20 protein-coding genes are annotated in these 18254 nt (G+C 65.8%); 9 read left to right on the top strand and 11 right to left on the bottom strand.

Annotated features, from left to right (window positions below; translation table 11 throughout):
* Positions 1-161 precede the first annotated feature (161 nt).
* Positions 162-2102: a hypothetical protein gene (locus tag RMN99_RS03295; protein ID WP_309621865.1), complete on the top strand. Its 1941-nt coding sequence runs from the start codon at positions 162-164 to the stop codon at positions 2100-2102.
* Here the strand turns inward: RMN99_RS03295 and RMN99_RS03290 are convergent.
* A complete protein-coding gene (locus RMN99_RS03290) occupies positions 2099-2848 on the bottom strand; it encodes a 16S rRNA (uracil(1498)-N(3))-methyltransferase (protein ID WP_309621864.1) in 750 nt (249 codons plus the stop codon). The two genes, RMN99_RS03295 and RMN99_RS03290, sit on opposite strands and share 4 nt — an antisense overlap.
* Before the next feature lie 47 nt (positions 2849-2895).
* Here RMN99_RS03290 and ubiA point away from each other — a divergent pair, with 47 nt between their 5' ends.
* The 3 genes from ubiA (at position 2896) to RMN99_RS03275 (ending at position 4880) form a co-directional block, all read left to right on the top strand.
* A complete protein-coding gene (gene ubiA / locus RMN99_RS03285) occupies positions 2896-3804 on the top strand; it encodes a 4-hydroxybenzoate octaprenyltransferase (protein WP_309621863.1) in 909 nt (302 codons plus the stop codon).
* A gap of 106 nt (positions 3805-3910) precedes the next feature.
* Positions 3911-4249, top strand: coding sequence for a hypothetical protein (locus RMN99_RS03280; RefSeq protein ID WP_309621862.1), 339 nt, complete (start codon positions 3911-3913; stop codon positions 4247-4249).
* A 1-nt stretch (position 4250) separates the two neighbouring features.
* Positions 4251-4880, top strand: coding sequence for an SOS response-associated peptidase family protein (locus tag RMN99_RS03275; protein WP_309621861.1), 630 nt, complete (start codon positions 4251-4253; stop codon positions 4878-4880).
* Here the strand turns inward: RMN99_RS03275 and RMN99_RS03270 are convergent.
* Positions 4877-5248, bottom strand: coding sequence for a VOC family protein (locus RMN99_RS03270; RefSeq protein WP_309621860.1), 372 nt, complete (start codon positions 5246-5248; stop codon positions 4877-4879). The two genes, RMN99_RS03275 and RMN99_RS03270, sit on opposite strands and share 4 nt — an antisense overlap.
* A 106-nt stretch (positions 5249-5354) precedes the next feature.
* Between RMN99_RS03270 and soxR the strand changes: the two genes are divergently transcribed.
* The gene (gene soxR / locus RMN99_RS03265; protein WP_309621859.1) at positions 5355-5795 is read left to right on the top strand and encodes a redox-sensitive transcriptional activator SoxR; all 441 of its coding nucleotides are present in this window, start codon (positions 5355-5357) and stop codon (positions 5793-5795) included.
* On the opposite strand, the gene RMN99_RS03260 is transcribed toward soxR, so the two are convergent.
* The 7 genes from RMN99_RS03260 to RMN99_RS03230 form a co-directional block, all read right to left on the bottom strand.
* Positions 5792-6073: a BrnA antitoxin family protein gene (locus tag RMN99_RS03260; protein WP_309621858.1), complete on the bottom strand. Its 282-nt coding sequence runs from the start codon at positions 6071-6073 to the stop codon at positions 5792-5794. The genes soxR and RMN99_RS03260 overlap by 4 nt on opposite strands.
* The gene (locus tag RMN99_RS03255) at positions 6033-6314 is read right to left on the bottom strand and encodes a BrnT family toxin (protein WP_309621857.1); all 282 of its coding nucleotides are present in this window, start codon (positions 6312-6314) and stop codon (positions 6033-6035) included. The genes RMN99_RS03260 and RMN99_RS03255 overlap by 41 nt, the downstream gene beginning before the upstream one ends.
* Positions 6315-6440: 126 nt before the next feature.
* Positions 6441-9866, bottom strand: a complete 3426-nt coding sequence (smc, locus tag RMN99_RS03250) for a chromosome segregation protein SMC (RefSeq protein ID WP_309621856.1) — start codon at positions 9864-9866, stop codon at positions 6441-6443.
* A 31-nt stretch (positions 9867-9897) separates the two neighbouring features.
* Positions 9898-10656, bottom strand: coding sequence for a thioredoxin domain-containing protein (locus RMN99_RS03245; protein WP_309621855.1), 759 nt, complete (start codon positions 10654-10656; stop codon positions 9898-9900).
* A gap of 116 nt (positions 10657-10772) precedes the next feature.
* Positions 10773-11477: a thioredoxin domain-containing protein gene (locus RMN99_RS03240; RefSeq protein WP_309621854.1), complete on the bottom strand. Its 705-nt coding sequence runs from the start codon at positions 11475-11477 to the stop codon at positions 10773-10775.
* On the bottom strand, positions 11474-12166 hold the full coding sequence (locus tag RMN99_RS03235) for a thioredoxin domain-containing protein (protein ID WP_309621853.1): 693 nt from the start codon (positions 12164-12166) through the stop codon (positions 11474-11476). Before RMN99_RS03235 ends, RMN99_RS03240 begins: the two co-directional genes overlap by 4 nt.
* 1 nt (position 12167) lies before the next feature.
* Complete coding sequence (locus tag RMN99_RS03230; RefSeq protein WP_309621852.1) at positions 12168-12725, bottom strand: DciA family protein; 558 nt, start codon at positions 12723-12725, stop codon at positions 12168-12170.
* Positions 12726-12754: 29 nt separating this feature from the next.
* Here RMN99_RS03230 and RMN99_RS03225 point away from each other — a divergent pair, with 29 nt between their 5' ends.
* Genes RMN99_RS03225 through RMN99_RS03210 form a run of 4 tightly spaced genes read left to right on the top strand, consistent with a single transcriptional unit; the run spans position 12755 to position 16693 of the window.
* Entirely contained in the window at positions 12755-13816 is a 1062-nt protein-coding gene (locus RMN99_RS03225) for an A/G-specific adenine glycosylase (RefSeq protein ID WP_309621851.1), read from the top strand.
* Positions 13813-15135 (top strand): serine hydrolase domain-containing protein, encoded by a 1323-nt coding sequence (locus RMN99_RS03220; RefSeq protein WP_309621850.1) that lies wholly within the window; start codon positions 13813-13815, stop codon positions 15133-15135. The genes RMN99_RS03225 and RMN99_RS03220 overlap by 4 nt, the downstream gene beginning before the upstream one ends.
* Positions 15132-16013, top strand: coding sequence for an NAD(+) diphosphatase (gene nudC / locus RMN99_RS03215; RefSeq protein WP_309621849.1), 882 nt, complete (start codon positions 15132-15134; stop codon positions 16011-16013). The genes RMN99_RS03220 and nudC overlap by 4 nt, the downstream gene beginning before the upstream one ends.
* Positions 16010-16693 (top strand): DsbA family oxidoreductase, encoded by a 684-nt coding sequence (locus RMN99_RS03210; RefSeq protein ID WP_309621848.1) that lies wholly within the window; start codon positions 16010-16012, stop codon positions 16691-16693. Before nudC ends, RMN99_RS03210 begins: the two co-directional genes overlap by 4 nt.
* Here the strand turns inward: RMN99_RS03210 and RMN99_RS03205 are convergent.
* Both RMN99_RS03205 and RMN99_RS03200 read right to left on the bottom strand, forming a co-directional pair.
* Positions 16683-17414, bottom strand: coding sequence for a DNA-binding domain-containing protein (locus RMN99_RS03205; protein ID WP_309621847.1), 732 nt, complete (start codon positions 17412-17414; stop codon positions 16683-16685). The genes RMN99_RS03210 and RMN99_RS03205 overlap by 11 nt on opposite strands.
* A complete protein-coding gene (locus RMN99_RS03200) occupies positions 17411-18241 on the bottom strand; it encodes a DUF692 domain-containing protein (protein WP_309621846.1) in 831 nt (276 codons plus the stop codon). Before RMN99_RS03200 ends, RMN99_RS03205 begins: the two co-directional genes overlap by 4 nt.
* Positions 18242-18254: the final 13 nt, after the last annotated feature.

Here is an 18254-nt window from a genome sequence, read left to right as displayed (position 1 = left end):
GGGAGCTAACGTTTTGTTGCGCGCCGCGCCAGAAAATTCAGCACGGCCGGACCAGACAGAATGCAGCCCTTCCTTAGCACCCTGGCTTGCAGCGGTTCCTGCGTATTAGCTCGTAAGCAGCTGTAAACCTGCGCTTGTGTTAACCATGATAAGCCTCAGTCATGAAACGTACCAGCCGCACCCTGTTCCTGATACTTGTTCCGGCGCTGCTGCTGGCGCTGTTTCTCGGCCGCGCCGGCGCGGCGCAGCGTGTCCCCGGGTGGTGGGATCCCGATGGCGTGGGCAGCGGGTCGGACTGGCACTACCGGGTTCCGGTAACGCTGGGTGCCACCTCGAGCGCCAACGCCACCGCCAAGGTCGATGTCGATTTTGCGGCACTGATGGTGCAGCTTGGCATTTCGGGCAGTTTCGACCCCAATTCGGTCCGCGTCGTGCGGCCCGGCGGCAGCATCGCTGCGGTGCAGGAATACAACGATGCGATCTATGCCGGGGCGAGTGACAGTACCAACACCCGCGGCGAAGTTCGCTGGATCGTCGAGGATGGCGGCGCGCCGACCTATTACGTCTATTTCGACGTCACCCAGAACGGCAGCAAGAGTGCGAATCCGCAGACCCCGATCAACGGCAACTTCGAACAGTCCGCCAGCGGCACCCAGTTACCTGCCGGTTGGGCCAGCGCGACCCGGTCCAACAGCGCTTACGATCTGGCGGTGCGGCCCAGCGAAACCATCAGCGTGACCGACGGCACCGCGACGCTTAACAATCCCTTCACCACCGACGGTACCCCCCAGACCGGCAGCTTTTCATACCTGATGGGCGCGCGCAGCAACAACGAGCCGACCACCGGTGCCGCACAGCCGAACACCGCGGTTCTGTCCCGCACCTTCACCGTACCGGCCAGCAACCCGGGCAATTTCACGATCAACTGGCGGGTTGAGGGGTGGGACGCTGAAAGCTATGACAACTTGACGGTCACGATCTCTGGCAACACAACCACGACGGTCGTTGGCAATGCGCTGGCATCGTACACAACCATTCCCAACGCACCCAACATCGGCGGCGGGCAGGCTCGCAACAATTCGGCCGGCTTTGGCCAATACAATGGTTTCGACATGTCCACTGGGGGCACGCACCAGAACGGCATGACCGTGGCGCAGCATGGCCAGCCGTGGTGGAACCGCAGCGTCTCGCTTGCGGCCCATGCCGGACAGACGGTGACGCTGACCATCGCTGCCAACAACACCCAAGGATACCGCACCTGGTTCCATATCGACAACGTCGAATGGTCGGTGATCGCGGGCACGCTGGGCAGCGCCGAGGGCTATGGCGTCGCCGTTACGGGTCCGGCCGGATCGCAGCCGCCGGGCAAAGTGCTGACCGTAAGCGCCACCGTCGATGCCAAGCCGACCGCAGCCAGCAACCCGGTTACCGCCGACCTGATCAACGGATCGGGCACCGCGGTGGCAAGCGCGGTAAGACTCTACAACGACGGCACACACGGCGATGCAACCGCAAACGACGCGGTCTGGACCAACAACGGATCGGACGCCGCCAACCCCACCTATACCATGCCGCTATCCAGCGGATCGTCGAGCGGCTGGATCCTGCGGGTCTATGCCCGGGATGCCAGCACCAGCACCCAAGGGCAGGCGGGAATGGTTCATCGCAACGGACAGGGCACAGCGCTGGTCCTGGCCAATTGGTGGAGCATCGACGAGGGTACATTCAGTGTCGATGCTGCGGCGGTCGGCGTGACCAAGGCGATGACGATCATTTCGGACGGGGTAGGCGCGAGCAATTACAAGGCTGTGCCGGGCGCGCAGCTGCGCTATTGCGTGACCATCGGCAACAGCGGAACCGCATCGGCGGGCACGGTGCTGGCGACCGACAGCCTGCCATCGGATCTGACCTATGTTGCCGGATCGCTGGTTTCAGGCAGCAACTGCGCCAGCGCAGCGACCGCCGAGGATGACGATGCGGCGGGGAGCGACGAGACCGACCCGATCGGCGCGTCTTTTGCCGGCAGCACTATCACAATCAGCCGGGCCAGCCTGCCAACCGCCACCAGCTTCGCCGTCCTCTACCGGGTCACGGTGCGCTAGCGCGCCCAATCGCCGCAGATGCCCATCCACAGCGCCGTTCCCGCGATCGCCGCAGTCTCGCCGCGCAGGATGCGCGGGCCTAGCGTAATTGCGCGGGCCTGAGGCAGGGCGCGGATCGCGGTGCGCTCGGCGAGGTCGAAGCCGCCTTCGGGGCCGGTCAGCAAGGCCGCCGCACCGGGGTTTGCCGAAAATTGCTGCGCAGCAATTTCGCCGCCGTTTTCATCGGCAAAGAACAGCGCGCGCTCGGCCGGCCAACCGTTCAGCAGTGCATCAAGCTTCACCGGTGCGGCCAGTTCGGGCAGGGCAGTGCGGGCGCATTGCTCGGCCGCCTCGGTCAGCACCGCGCGGGCGCGCTCGAGGTTGAGCTTGTCGGCCACGCAGCGCCGGGTCAGCACCGGCTGGATTTTGCGCACGCCCAGCTCGCAGGCCTTTTCGAGCACCAGATCGAAGCGGTCCTTCCTGAGCAGCGCCGCACACAGCATGAAATCGGGCACCTGTTCGCGCGGGCGGAGCAGCGTTTCAGGCGTGAGTGTAACTGTGCGCTTGTCGGCAGATATGACCCGCGCCGCCCACTCGCCGGTCTGGTCGTCGCACAGCACCACCGCATCGCCTGCGGCCACGCGCATCACCCGGGCCAGATAGTGCGCCTGTCCGCCCTCGATCACGATCTGCGCGCCAAGGCTCAGCCCCTGTTCGACAAACAGGCGCGGTGCGCTTTTCGGAGGCCAGGTGGGGGTGGCGGGCATCGGGAATGCTCTAGCGCATTTCCATCGGCGGGCTAGAGAGCGAATGTATGTCCGACACCGCACAGATTGTTCCTGATAGCCAGCATCGGGGAATCGTCGCTGCCTTGCCGCAGCCGTGGCGCGATTATGCCCAGCTGGCCCGGTTCGACCGGCCGATCGGCTGGTGGCTGCTGTTCTGGCCCTGCGCCTGGGGGCTGCTGCTGGCGGGCGGACAAAGCGAGTGGGCGCTGCTGGCGTGGCTGCTGCTGGGCAGCGTGGCGATGCGCGGGGCGGGCTGCGTGTTCAACGATATCGTCGATGCCGATCTTGACCGGCAAGTGGCGCGCACCGCGCTGCGCCCGGTCGCCAGCGGCCGGGTAAGCAAGCGTGCTGCATGGGCATGGCTGGTAGTGCTGTGTCTGATCGGGCTGGTGGTGCTGCTGCAACTGCGTGTGATCGCGCAAATGGTCGCACTAGGCAGTCTGGCGCTGGTCGCGGCTTATCCCTTCATGAAGCGGATCACCGGCTTCCCGCAGGCGTGGCTGGGGCTGGTCTTCACCTGGGGCGTGCCGGTGGGGTGGTTCGCGCTACGCAGCGACCGGTTCGAGGTGATGGCCGCGCTCTATGCCGGTTCGGTGCTGTGGTGCATCGGCTATGACACAATCTACGCCTGCCAGGACCGCGAGGACGATGCCTCGGTCGGGATCGGCTCGAGCGCGCTGACGCTCGGCCAGCACCTGCGCTCCGGCGTGGCAGGGTTCTATGCCGGGGCGGTCTTGCTGTGGGCGCTGGCGTTCTGGCTGTTGCGCCCCGATCCGCTGGCGCTGGTTGCACTTTTGCCCGCCGCGGCGCACCTTGGCTGGCAAGTGCTGACGCTGGAGGATCGCGATGCTGACAATGCCCTTGCCAGGTTCCGCTCTAACCGCACAACCGGTCTGCTCGTCGCGCTCGCTTGCTGGGTGGTGGGCAATGCGTAGCGCGGTGGTGGCTGGGCTGGTGCTGCTGGCGGGGTGTGGCCAGGATCCAGCTAAGCCGCCCTCTCCGTCGCCTGAAACGAGCAAAGCGACCATAGTTTCCTCACATGTGTCGGCTGTAGTCCACCCCTCAGCGCCGCTCGTCCCGCCGCCGCCTGGGCTCACCCATTTTCAGGCGCTGGGCACCGAGCCGTTCTGGTCGATTGATGTTGCGCCCGGGAAGTTGGCCTATAGCAGCCCCGAGGTGCAGCCAGCCGTTGCCATCGCTGCCACGTTCACGACTGAGGGGAAGAAGCTGCGATTTTCCGGCACGATGGACGGCAAACCGGTCGTGCTGACAATCGAACCCGGCACCTGCAGCGACGGGATGAGCGATACGGTCTATGCTTACAAGGCCACCTTTCGATGGGGCGGGCAGACCGAACAGGGCTGCGCGCGGCTGAAATAACATGTGCAACCTCTACCGCATGACCAAGGGCACCGCCGAGGTGGCGAACCTGTTCAGGGTGGAACCCGATCTTGCGGCCAACTATGCGTCCGAAGTCTATCCCGGCTATCCCGGACTGGTGGTGGCGGGTGGACAGGCGCGGCCGATGAACTGGGGGTTCCCGCTGGTGCTGAAGGGCAAGCAAGGCCAGCCGCTCAAGCCCAAGCCGGTTACCAATGCCCGCGATGACAAGCTGCTGACCGGCTTCTGGCGCGACAGCTTCGTCAAGCGCCGCTGCCTGATCCCGGTCAGCCAGTGGGCCGAACCGCAAGGCGCGGCGGGGCGGATGACGCGCAGCTGGTATGCGCTGCCAGACCGCGATGTGCTGACCGTGGCAGGCCTGTGGCGGCGCACGGCGGAGTGGGGAGATTGCTACACCATGGTCATGACCGACGCGTCGCCGCAGATGGCCGAGGTGCATGACCGGATGCCGGTGATCCTTGAGCTCGCCGAGCGCGACCAGTGGACCAGCGGATCGGTGGACGATGCGCTCGGACTGGTGCGGACCTGGCCTGGCCCGCTGGTGGCCGATCACACCCTGGACCGCTGGGTCGATGGTCAGCCGCTCGGCGGCCAACCAGCAATGCTCTAGGCGTAGGACACCATTTCAAATTCGATCCCGTCCCAGTCGAAGAAATAGAACCGCCGACCGGGTTCGTAATCGCCGTGGTTCATCGGCTCCAGCCCGGCTTCGATCACGATCCGCTCGGCCGCATCCAGATCATCGACCACCAGCCCGACATGGTTGAGCGGCGCGCCTTTGGCATAGGGGCCGCCGCGTCCCTCGTTGGTGTAAACCGCCAGATAATCGCGGTCATTGCCGACATGGATGGTCCACCCGCCGAGCTGCGAAGGCCCGCGCCAGCGTTCGTGCCAGCCGCACAGTTTCTGCAGCAAGGCGCTTGAGCGATCCGGATCGCTGACGGTGATATTGGCGTGTTCAAGAAAGCCAGTTGGCATGGATACGTCCTTCAATCAGAGGTTTACCGCGCAAACGAATCAATGCGCTTTACCTTTGTGCAACCTCAAGCTAAGTTGAGGTCAAGCTTTTTCTCAGGAGCCGCAAATGGACCGTAACGACTTGCTGCCGATCGGAGACCTGGCGCACCGAACCGGGCTCGCCGTCTCCGCGATCCGGTTCTACGAGGACAAGGGCCTGATCCAGGCGCTGCGCACCAGCGGCAACCAGCGCCGCTTCCTGCGCAGCGATATCCGCCGGTTGAGCTTTATCCTGATCGCGCAGAAAGTCGGGCTGGGGCTGACCGAGATCGAGGCCGAGCTGGCCAAGCTGCCGCAAGGCCGCACGCCGACGCTGAGCGATTGGCAGAAAATCAACCGGACCATGCGCCAGGCGCTCGACAAGCGCATCGCACTGCTCAACCGCACCCGCGCCAAGCTCGACGAATGCCTCGGCTGCGGGTGTTTGAGCCTCGATCGCTGCAGGCTCTACAACCGCGACGACCGCGCCGGTGCGGCGGGGCCGGGGCCAAGGTATGTGCTGGGTTAGATGCCCAAAGCCTTGCGCAATTCCGCGTTGATGCGCGATTGCCAGCCTTTGCCGGTCGCGCGGAATTTTTCGACGACATCGGGATCGAGTCGCAGGGTTACCTGCTTCTTGGGATTTTCTGAAAGTGGTCGGCCGGGTTTTGTCCACGTACCATCGGCGGGGCGGATTAGCTTGCCTCCGACATAGAGCGCGGCGCGACGAAAGTGATCCTCGGTCCAGACCGGAGGATCGTCAGGGTCAACCCAAGGTTCGGCGGTGATCTTCGAGTTCTTCGTCATGATAGTGCCGCATGGAAATGATGCGTCGCTTTGTACCCCGTGGTGTCCAAGTCAGCGCCACTCTCCGATTTTCGAGTGTTCCGAAGACGTTGTAGCGAATTTCCCCATAATCCTCCCTGTCATCAACCATCTGCATATGAGATCCGTTGAAGACCTTGGCCGCATCGAGAAAATCCAACCCACGTTCCAATAGCGTTTGAGCGCGCTTGGCCTCATCGAACTCAATTTCAATTTCGTCCAATTAGGCCTCCATCACTCAAATTCGCGTCATACTCCATTCCTTCATTCACTGGCCTTAGGGAACCGGCGGCGCGGCCATTGCCACCGGGATATTTGTAACTACAAAATATTTGCAAGAATGTCAATCCTACTCCGCCGCCAGCAGATCCTCCGCCCCCTCCAGATCCACACTAACCAGCCGCGAGACCCCGCGTTCGACCATCGTCACGCCGAACAGGCGGTGCATGCGGCTCATCGTCACGGCGTTGTGGGTGACGATCAGGTAGCGGGTGTCGGTTTCGCCGACCATCGCATCGAGCAGGTCGCAGAACCGTTCGATATTGGCATCGTCGAGCGGCGCATCGACTTCGTCGAGCACGCAGATCGGGGCGGGGTTGGTAAGGAACAGCGCGAAGATCAGCGCAATTGCGGTCAGCGCCTGCTCGCCGCCTGACAGCAGGGTGAGCGATTGCAGCCGTTTGCCCGGCGGCTGGGCGTAGATTTCGAGCCCGGCTTCGAGCGGATCGTCGCTGTCCACCAGGGCGAGGTGCGCCTGACCGCCTTCGAACAAGCGGCTGAACAGGCGGCGGAAGTGCACGTCGACCGCCTCAAACGCAGCGCGCAGGCGTTCGCGCCCTTCGCGATTGAGGTTGCCGATCGAGCCGCGCAGACGGTTGACCGCTTCGTGCAGTTCGGCCTGTTCGGCCAGACTGGTGCCGTGCTTCGCTTCGGCTTCGGCCAGTTCGTCAGCGGCGATCAGGTTGACCGGGCCGAGCCGCTCGCGGTCGGCCACCAGCTTGTCATGCTCGGCGCTTTCGGTGCCCGCTGCGGCCACGGTATCGGCGGCGAATGCGAAGCGCTCGGGCAGCAGCGGCGGCGGGCACTGGAAGCGCTCGCCCGAAATCCCGGTCATTTCCTGGCGGCGTGCTTCCTCGTTCTCGGCCCGGGCGGCGGCCCCGGCGCGGACCTCGCGGGCGAGGCTCAGCGCTTCGCTCGCAGCGGCGAAGGCGGCATCGGCGCGGCGGGCTTGCTCGCCCACTTCGCCAACCTTGGCTTCGGCTGCGGCCAGTTCGGCGGTGAGCCGTGCACGCACTTCGTCACCCGCGTCGATCTCGCGGATCAGCCCGGCGGGTTTGGCGGCGATCACCGCGCGTTCCTCGGCCACTTCGGCAAAGCGGCGTTCCATGCCCGCCAGGCGGCTGGCGGCATCCCCGGCGCGGGCCTGCCAGCCCGTGATATCGCCGCGCAGGGCAAGGGCGCGCTCGCGCGCAACGGCGATGGCCTGATCGTGCGCGGCGAGGCCCGCGGTGGCCGATTGCAAGGCCTGCCGCGCGGCATCGTGGCGGGCCTGCGATGCGGCCAATTGCGCGCGCCCGCCTTCAGGATCGGGTAGTTCGCCGCGGCGGGCCTGCGCCATATCGCGCTCGGCCCCGGCCTGGCTGACCTGTTGTGCCAGATCGCCCGCAGCCTCGGCCAGTTCAGCCCGGCGCAGTTCAAGCCGGGCCTTGGCGGCCTCGGCCTGGTCAAAAGTGCGCAGCGCGGCGCGTTCGGTTTCGGAAGCCAGCGCCACAGCGCGCTCGCTGCCGATCAGCGCGGTCTGCAAGGCGGAGAGTTCAGCCTGCACCTGCGCGGTGACGGCCGCTGCCTCGTCGGCCAAAGCGCGCTTGCCCGGCAGCTCGGCTTCAAGCGCGGTGAAGCGGTTCTCAGCCTCCAACCGGGCGGCTTCGGCAGCGCCTTCGCCTTGCGCAACGAACCCGTCCCAGCGGCGAATCCGGCCGCCCCTGGTGACCAGCCATTCGCCCGGACCCAGCACGCGGAGATCGTCGGTATCGGCAACATGAACCAGCGCGAGCCGGGCCCTGAGTTCGTCAGGGCACTGGGTGACATGCGCGGCAAGGCTTTGCGCCACCGCGCCGGGCGCTTCCGCCCCGGTCCAGAACCGTCCATCCTCGCCCGCCGGAGCCTGTCCCAGTGGCGCTTTGGCATCGCGGCCTAGCACCGCGGCCAGCGCGCGCTCATAGCCCGGCGCTGCGCGCACCGCGTCAAGCGCAGGGCGGCCATGCTTTGAACTGGTCTGCTTCGCCCGCGCCTCACGGTCGCGCAGCAAGGCATTGTACTCGCGTTCGATCCCGGCAAGATCAGCCCGGGCCGAGGCCAGCGCCGATCCTGCTGCATCGCGCGCACCCTGCAGTTCAGCCTTGCGCGCCTGCTGCAGATCGAGCGCGGCGCGGGCCTCTGCAAGCGCTGCCGCCGCACTGTCTTTCGCGGCCACGGCCCCGGCCAGCGCGGCGGCAGGATCACCCTCGCGCTCCAGCGCAGCGCGCAGCTCGTCTTGCCGCCGCGCTTCGTTTTCCAGCCGCGCGAGCCGCTGCCCGGCGGCGTTCAGCTCGGCATCGGCGACGCGCCACTCGGCTTCGACCCCGGCCTGGTCGGCAGTCGCCTTGGCCAGCGCCAGTTCGGCCCCGCGCAGCGCGCGGTCGGCATCGTCAAGCGCGGCGGCGATCAGCGGGCGGCGCTTCTCGTCAGTTTCCAGCGCGGCTTCGCCAGCGGCACAATCGCGTTCCAGCCTGGCCAGCGCGGTTGCGGCATCGCTGGTCAGCCGGTCAGCATCGCCGCGGTCTTCCTCAAGCCGCTGGTGCTGCCGATCGAGATCCCCCAGCCGCTGTTCCGCCGCTTCAAGCTGGCTGGTCAGCTGCGCCATGCGGTGGCCGTGCGCCGTGCAATCATCGCGCCGGTCGGCCAGTTCGTCACGCGCATCGGCGAGCATTTCGGCCAGCTTATGCTGCGCGTCCTGCGCGGTCTTCATTGCCGCCTGCGCAGCATTGACCCGCGTTTCTGCGCCTTGTGCCTCGCCGCGCGCCGCCTCTGCCGCAGCCGCAGCATCGCGCCAGCGGGCGAAGACCAGCCGCGCTTCGGCCATCTTGATCCGGTCGGACAGCGTCTTGTAACGTTCCGCAGCGCGGGCCTGACGGCGCAAGCCGCCGATCTGCTGATCGAGCTGGCCCATCAGGTCTTCGAGCCGCGCCAGATTGGTTTCGGTCGCGCGCAGTTTCTGTTCGGCGTCCTTGCGCCGCGCATGGAGCCCGGCGATCCCCGCCGCCTCTTCCAGCATCATCCGGCGTTCGGCCGGTTTGGCAGCGATCACCGCGGCGATCTTGCCCTGGCTGACAAGGGCAGGGGAGTGCGCCCCGGTGGCGGCATCGGCAAAGATCAACGAGACGTCCTTGGCCCGCACATCGCGGCCATTGACGCGGTAGGCGCTGCCGGCACCGCGTTCGATCCGCCGCACCACTTCCATGTCGCTGTCGTTGTCGCCGGCATCGACATGCAGCACCACTTCGGCAAAGTCGCGCGCCGGGCGCTGCGCGGTGCCGGCGAAGATCACGTCTTCCATGCCCCCGCCGCGCAGTGATTTGGCGCTCGATTCGCCCATCACCCAGCGGATCGCTTCGAGCAGGTTTGATTTGCCGCAGCCGTTGGGGCCGACGACCCCGGTCAGGCCCGGCTCGATGCGCAATTCAGCCGGCTCGACAAAGCTCTTGAAACCGCTGAGCTTGAGCCGCTTGATGCGCATCTGATCTGTCCCGGCCCCCCGTTATCCGGGCTTACCGGGCGCCGGCGCGGCGCAGCGCTTCGGACACCTTGGGCCAGGTCGAATTATCGCCCTCGATGCGGTTGCCGTTGATTTCGAACGTCGGTGTGGAGCTGATTCCGGCCGCGCCATACTTCTTGGCATTTTCGGCAACCGCCTTGGCATTGTCGAGGTTGCTGAGGCAGACGTTGGCCTGATCGGCGGCAATCCCGCGCGCCGCGAAGAACGACGTGAAACCTAGCGCATCCGAAATCGCGACAAAGCGCGTCGCGGGCGGGGCCTTTGAAGCGGCTTCGGCGCGCTGCTGCACCGCAGGATCACCCAGCGGGGCGTTCATCGCCTCAAAATTGGTATAGACCTGCTCGACCATCGCGAAATAGGCATCCTTGGGCGCACATTTGACCAGCAGCGTCAGCGGAATGTCCTGCGGGTGGATCGCGAAGCTGCGGTATTCGTAGCTGACCCGGCCCGAGGCGACGAAATCGGTCATCAAGGGCTGCATCGCTTCCTGCGCGAAGCGCGCGCAGTGCGGGCATGACAGCGAGCCGTATTCGACCAGCTTGATCGGCGCCTGCGGGTTGCCCAGGATCATGCCGCCGTCCTGACCTTCGTTGACCACTTCTTCCCACTTTTGCCCGGCAGGAGCGGCAACCTTGGCAAGCGGATCGCCGGCGGCGGGGCCGGCATCGCCGCCACCGCAAGCGGCCAGCGCCAGCGTCAGCGGCGCAGCGGCAAGAGCGAGAAGCAGGCGGCGGTTGGAACTTGAGCGCATCACGTGGGACTTCCTTGCATTGCGGATCGTGGAAACTAACCCGGAACGGGCAGGCGATGAAGTTCGGCGGATTGCGCCGCGGCGCTTCTCCACAGGTGAATCGGGCTTTCCCCCGGTTATTGCGGAAGCATCGCCTCGATCAAGCCTTCAAGATTGGGCCAATCGAAGAACGACAGCAGCGAATCGTTGATCAGCAAACTGGGCGTGCCCGAAATCCCGATCGTCGCGAAACCATAATTGGTGGTCTTAAGGATCGACTGGATCCGCGCCTGATCGGTCAGGCAGCCGTCGATCTGCGCTTCCGAAAGCCCGCGGCTCTGCATCAGTTCATAAAAACCCAGATCGTGCGCCATGGTCACGGCAAAGCGGTTGGCCGGTTGCGCGTTCCATTTCTGCTGCAGCGCCGGATCCAGAACCTTGGGCAGCCAACCGGGCTGCGCGGCGAGCATTGCATCGCCATTGGCAAACCAGCGCTCCGGCGCGCCGCATTGCACCACCAGCGCGGCGACCAGCGCGAATGGCTGGTTTTCCAGCACGGTTGGGCGCCGTTCGACCGACACCAGCCCGTTCTTCACCCAATCGCCTTCCAGCCGCGCGCGCGATTGCGCGGCGAAATCAGCGCAGTGCGAGCAGGCAAAGGAGACGTATTCGACCAGTTTGAGCGGTGCGGCAGGGTCGCCCATCACCGCGTTGCCATCTGCCGTAACGGCGATTGTGGTGCGCCAGTCGCGCGCAGCGGCGGCGGGTTTGGCATCAAGCAGCGCGGCGGGCGCGGCGATTGCGAGCGCCAGGGCAAGGACGGCGAACAGCGGTTTGGTCATGGTTTTTCTAGGCTCTTGTCGATCAGTGCGTTCAATTGCGGCCAGGTGCTTACGCCTTCCTGAACGGCGCCGTTAAGGGCAAAAGCCGGGGGCTTGTCCAGCCCCGCGGCAAGTGCGGCATCGGACTGGGCGGTGATCCGCTGCGCGGCGCGCGGGTCGGTCAGGCAGCGATCGGTTACCGCGCGGTCCACGCCCATGCCTTCCATCAGATCGTAAAGGCGAAAATCGCGGGCGATGGCGCGGTTGCGCTGGGCCAGCGTGCCATAGCGCCAGCGCTGCTGCTGCGCGCCAGAGGCATGGGCCAGCGGCACGATCCAGCGCGGCTGGCGGCGCAGAAACCCGGTGTGGCGCAAGAAAAACCCGGCATCGGCCCCGCATTCGGCCAGCATGGCTACAGTCAGATCGACCGGGCTGCGCACCAGATGCCGCACCTCGATCGCCACTTTGCCTGAAGAGATCATGCCCAACCGCAGCGGGCCTTCGCTTTCCACCGCAAAGCGTGCGCTTTCAGCGCTGGTGTAGCTGGACCAGATGGTAATGCGCAGCCTGGCCTGCGGATTGCCGATCACATGGCTGCCTTGCGGGCCGCTGGACAGGGCGCTGTTCCAGCCGACCGTGCGCGTCACCCCGCCGCACAGCAGCAGGGCTGCACCGGCCAGCACCACCAGCGAAAGGCGCGGCCGCTGCACCTCAGTCGGTCTCGGTCGCATTGCCAAGATTGCGGGCCAGCGATTCGAGCACCGCGCGCAGTTCGGGATCGCCGATATCACGCAGACTGTCACCCAGTTCGAACGGAATCGGCTTCAGCGAAGGCGGTGCGGCGGGCCGGGCGCCGGCATCGGGCGGCTTCACCGCGCCTTGCCGCAGCTTGACCCGCGACACCGCCTTGTAGCCGAAGAAGCGGTTGACCCGCTCGATGATCTCGGGCGTCACCTGGCTGATGATCGGGGCGTGGGCGGGCAGCACCACCAGCTGCAGGATCCCGTCGCTGCGCTCTCCGGGGGGAAAGCGGATCGCTTCGGGCATGCAGACGCGGGCGTGGCGGGGGCCGACGATTTCGGGCCAGCGGGTGACCACGCTCGATTGAACGAAGCCAAACCGGCGAAAGGCGGTGCGGCCCACTTCGGGCATCAATTCGGCGATTGGACGCGCGCCCATGCCGCGAGGCCGCTCATAGCGGCGCGGCTTAGCCCCGGTGCCCTTTGCCCCGGCGCCCTTTGCAGGAGTGCCCTTTTCGTCCCGTTCCATTGTGCGCTTGCCAATGCCATAGGCGGACCATGGAAGCCAGTGCCAAACCGATCGCCGCGCGTCTGCTGCGCTGGTACGATGCCAGCCATCGCAGCCTGCCGTGGCGCAGCCCGCCGGGCGCGCCGCCGCCCGATCCTTACCGCGTGTGGCTGTCTGAAGTGATGCTGCAGCAGACCACTGTAGCGGCGGTGATCCCCTATTTCGCGGCCTTTACCGCGCGTTGGCCAACGGTCGAGGCGCTGGCCGCCGCGCCCGAGGCCGATGTGCTCGCCGCCTGGGCTGGCCTCGGTTACTATGCCCGCGCACGCAACCTGATCGCCTGCGCGCGGGCGGTAGCGGCGCGCGGCGGTGACTTTCCCGAAACCGAGGCCGAATTGCGCGCGCTGCCCGGGCTGGGGGCTTATACAGCGGCAGCCGTGGCGGCGATCGCCTTTGGCCAGCGCGCGGCGGTGGTCGATGCCAATGTCGAACGGGTGGTCACGCGGCTCTATGCAATCGGCACTCCGCTACCCGCCGCGCGCGCGCAAATCCGCGCGGCGGTTGATGCCATTACCCCGGCCGACCGTCCCGGCGATTTCGCGCAGGCGATGATGGATCTGGGCGCGGGCATCTGCACGTCACGCGCACCACGCTGCCTGCTGTGCCCGGTGGCAGGCGCTTGTGCGGCGCGCGCGCTTGGCCCGGAAGCCTATCCGGTCAAACCCCCCAAGGCGGTCAAGCCGCAGCGGCGGGGGCGGGCGTTCTGGATTGAGCGCGGCGGCGCGGTGTGGCTGGTGCGGCGGGCGGATAAAGGGTTGCTGGGCGCGATGCGGGCGCTGCCCGATGATAGCTGGAGCGCGCGCAGCGATGGATCGCAAGCCCCGCCGCTGGAAGGGCCGTGGCGCGCCGCCGGGCAAGTGAAGCACAGCTTCACGCATTTCGATCTCGATTTGCAATTGATGCTTTATTCGGGAAGTGGTTGGGCTAGTCTGGCTGGCGAAGCAGGCGAATGGTGGCCGCTTGACCGGCTTGAACAAGCCGGCTTGCCGAGCGTATTTGCCAAAGCTGCGCGACTTGCCGCAGCGGATGAAGAATTGGGAGAACAACGTTGAACGATGAGCTTTTTTCGCGGCGAGCGCTGCTTCGCGCTGGTGCCTTTGCCGGCGGTACTGCGGCCCTTTCGCAGCTGCCGTTCGCGCCGCTGCTCGGGCGCCGTGCGCTATCACCCGATTCCGTCTGGCCCACCGTGAACGCAATGATCCAGCGCTATGTCAAGGACGGCAAGGTTCCCGGGATGATCGCGGCGCTGGGCTTTGGCACCGGCGCGCCCGCGTTTGTCGGGGCCGGCCGCGAAGGCTTTGACGATCCAGATGCGGCCGGCCCCGCCAGCCTGTTCCGCGCCTATTCGCAGACCAAGCCGGTTACCGGCATGGCGGCGATGATCCTGGTCAGCGAAGGCAAGCTCAAGCTGGACCAGCCGATTGCCGATTTCGCGCCTGAATTCGCGAACATGAAGGTGGCGATCGATCCTGACAAAAGCCTTGATGCGCGCCCTGCCAAGACCCTGATCACGGTGCGCCACCTGCTGACCCACACGTCGGGGCTGGGCTATGCCGGAATTGGCAAGAACAAGGCCATAACCAGGGAACTTGACCGGCTCGGGCTGCGTCCGGCGATCGTTACCGATCTGCCGATCCCGGGGCTGGGCGGCGGGCCGGCCACGCCGGGTCCCGACGAATTCCTGCGCCGCACAGCTTCGGTGCCGCTGTGCTTCGAACCGGGCGCAGCGTGGCGCTATTCGATGAGCCTCGATGTGCTCGGCCTGATCATCCAGCGCGCCGCAGGGGCGAAAAGCTTTGGCCAGTTCGTGCACGACCGGCTGCTTGGCCCGCTGGGGATGGAGGACAGTTTCTTCCAGGTGCCCGCGAACGAGGTGCCGCACCTGACCACCAATTACGGGGTCAGCGCGAAAGCCAAGCCGTTCGCGATCGACGGGGCCAAAACCTCGATCTACCTCAAGCCGACGCCGTTTGCCTTCGGCGGCTCGGGCCTGGTCACCTCGCCGGCCGATTATGACCGGTTCATGGCGATGATCGTCAACGCCGGCCAGCACCGCGGCAAGCGTGTGATGAGCGCGGCGGCGGTGCGGCTGGGCACTTCGAACCTGCTTCCGGCCGGCGCCGATCTTTCGGGCACCTGGATCGCGGGACGACAATTCGGCGCGGGCGGTTCGGTCGGGATCGGCGCCGAAGAGGGTACTTATGGCTGGTCGGGTGCGGCCGGAACGATCGGTTATTGCAACGTCAGGACCGGGCTGCGCAGCGGGCTTTACGTGCAATACATGCCGTCCGACACTTACCCGATCTTCGATGAATTCGCCGCTGCGGTGGCGGTTGATGCCGCTCACCATGGCCGAGGCCACCACGGGTGAGCGCTGCGCATATCGCGTTTGCCGGGGCCGGGCTCGACCGGGCGGACCACATCCGCTCGGATCCCGATGCACTGGCCGCGCTGATGGACTGGCGCGCGCGGCTGCTGCGGCTCGATGGGCTCGATCCGCAGATCGATCCCGACGGCAACCTCAGCTGGGGTACGTTGGCGGACGCTGCGCCGACAAGCGAGTTGGTGTTCCTCGGCCTGGCGCAAGGCAAGGCCTGCTTTGCCGAAGTTGCTGCCAGCCTGCTGGGCAGTGTCGCGCCTGCCAATCCGCGGCTGTGGGCGGCGATGTCGGCGCTGGATAGCGCGGAGCTGGCAACCTATGGCACCGCCCGCGCGCTGGTCGATTGGCATGCGCGGCACCGCTATTGCGCGCGCTGCGGCTGTCCGACCACGCTGGCCAAGGGCGGCTGGCAGCGATCGTGCACCAACGCTGTGTGCAAGGGCGAACATTTCCCGCGGGTCGATCCGGTCACAATTATGCTGGTCGAGCATCAGGGCATGCTGCTGCTCGGCCGCCAGCCCCGCTTTCCGCCGCGGCGCTATTCGGCGCTGGCCGGATTTCTCGAGCCGGGCGAAAGTATCGAGGAGGCAGTGGCGCGCGAAGTGCTGGAGGAAGCCGGCGTGGTGGTGCGCGATGTCAGCTATGTCGCCAGCCAGCCGTGGCCGTTTCCTTCCAGCCTGATGATCGGCTGCCATTCCTATACCGACAACGCGGACCTGACGGTCGATCGCACCGAACTGGAAGAGGCCGACTGGTTCAGCCGCGCGGAAATCGCCGCGGCGATGGCGGGCGACGAAAGCGGGCGCTTGCTGACCCCGCCCAGCCAGGCAATCGCGCATCACTTGCTCAAATGGTGGCTGGCAAAATGACCGCAAAGCTGACGATCGACATCTATTCCGACGTGATGTGCCCATGGTGCATCATCGGCTACAACCAGCTGCAAAAGGGGCTGGAAACGCTGCAAGGCGAGATCGAGACCGAAGTGCGCTGGCTGCCGTTCGAACTCAATCCCGACATGCCCCCCGAAGGCGAGGAAAGCCTGGCGCATATCGCCCGCAAATATGGCCGCACCCCCGAACAGGCCAAGGCCGGGCGCGAACAGATGCGCAGCGTGGGCGCGCGCGCCGGGTACAGCTTTGCCTACTCCGGCGCAGCGCCCGAACCGCCGGCGATGCTGTGGAACACCTTTGCCGCGCACAAGTTGCTCAAATGGACGCTGATCGAACACGGCGCGGCGGTGCAGAACCGGCTCAAGCTGGCGCTGTTCGATGCCCATTTCCAGCAGCGCCGCGCTGTTGCCGATCCCGAGGTTCTGGCCGATGTGGCCGCCGAACTGGGGCTTGACCGCGCCGCCGCGCGCGCCGCAATCGATGATGCAGTGCTCGGCGAAATCGTCCGGGCCGAAGAAGCGGGGGCGTGGGACATGAACATCTCGGGCGTGCCGGCGATGCTGATCCAGGGCAAATACCTGATCCCCGGCGCGCAGGAGCCCGAAGTTTACGCGCAGGCGCTGCGGCGGGTGGCGGCGCGCGAGGCTGCTAAAGCCTGACCGCGCTGAACAGTCCCTCGCTTAGCCACTGCGCGAACCATCCGCCAAACCGGGCGATGTCTTGTTCGCCCGCCAAGGCGGCGGTTTCGCCAAATGTCTGGCCTGCAGCCAACCGGCCCAGCGCGGCAAATTCGTCGCAATCGAGCACGCGGAAATGCGGGGAAAGTCCGCGCCGCCAGACGATCAGTGTGGCCGGTTTGGTCGCCGCCACTGCAAAGCCATCCGCCGCCACTTCGCGCAGCGCGTGCCACAGCGCGGTGCAATCGTGGTGCACTTCGCGCGCGGCAAAGCCTGCCGCCATGGTGAAGCGCAGCCGTTCCCAGTCGGTCTCGCAAAGTTCGGCCGCAGCCAGATCCGCCGGGGTCAATTCGGGCAGGTCGCGCGCGGCAAAGGCCTGCGGCATGTGCCATTCGAGCCATGCCAGTTCGGCCACCTCGGGGTCCTGGGCAAACAGTGTTTCGAGCGCGGCTGGAAAATCCGCGCCATAGGCGTCGAGCGTCCAGCTCTGCGGCGGGTTGGAAAGGATGTAATGCGCTGCGGCAAGATCGAACATCGCAGCGCCGATCCAACGCCGGGTTCGCTCAAAGCTGACCGCCAGGGCTGCTGCCAGTCTTTCGCGGTAAGCGCCGCGATAGATTTTCATGCCCAGACTGGAGCTGCCCGTTTCATCGTCCGCCGCGATCTCTGCGATGAACGCGCGCTGGGCCTCGATCAGGCTCATGCCGCAATGCTTGCGGTTTCACGCGCCAGCGCAAGTTCGGCCATAAGTTCGTCCAGCGCGGGGATGGCATCATCGCGTTCGATCATCGTCGCACACGGGCCAAAGCGTTCGATTGCTTGCGCATAAAGCGCCCACACCGCGGCGCAAACCGGGGCGTCGTGGGTATCGATCAGCATTCCCTCGGGCCCCTGGCTGTGCCCCGCAAGGTGAATCTGACGCACTTTGCTACGCGGAATTGCATCAAGAAATTCAAGCGGATCGAAGCCGTGGTTCACGCTCGAAACGAATACGTTGTTGACATCAAGCAACAGGTAGCAACCGCTCTCTTCGGCCAGCAGCTTGAGGAACTGCCACTCGCTCATGGTGCTTTCGGGGAAGGTCAGATAGCTCGATGGATTTTCGACCAGCATCGGCCGTTCCAGCACGTTCTGCGCCAGCTTGAGATTGGCGATGCAGGTCGCCAGCGCCTCTTGCGTATAGGGCAGCGGCAACAGATCGTGCGCGCCGTGGCCGGGGATTCCGGTCCAGCACAGGTGGTCAGAGACCCACAGCGGACGGGTCTGGTCGGCCAGTATCTTGAGTTCGTCCAGATAGGACCGGTCAAGCCCGAGCGGCGATCCCAGCGACATCGAGACGCCGTGCAAGATCATCGGATGGCGCTCGCGCACCGCATCCAGCGTCCGCAGCGGGCGCCCACCGCAAGCCATGAAGTTTTCCGAGATGACCTCGACAAAATCGACCGGTTGCTCTGCGCCAAGAAAATCGGCGTGGTGCTCTTTGCGCAGGCCAAGGCCAAAGCCGGTGAAGGGGGTAATCGTCTCGGTCATACGGTTACTCGAG

The organism is Novosphingobium sp. (assembly GCF_031417815.1).
Lineage (GTDB): Bacteria > Pseudomonadota > Alphaproteobacteria > Sphingomonadales > Sphingomonadaceae > Novosphingobium.
This window is presented reverse-complemented; position numbering and strand designations above follow the sequence as displayed.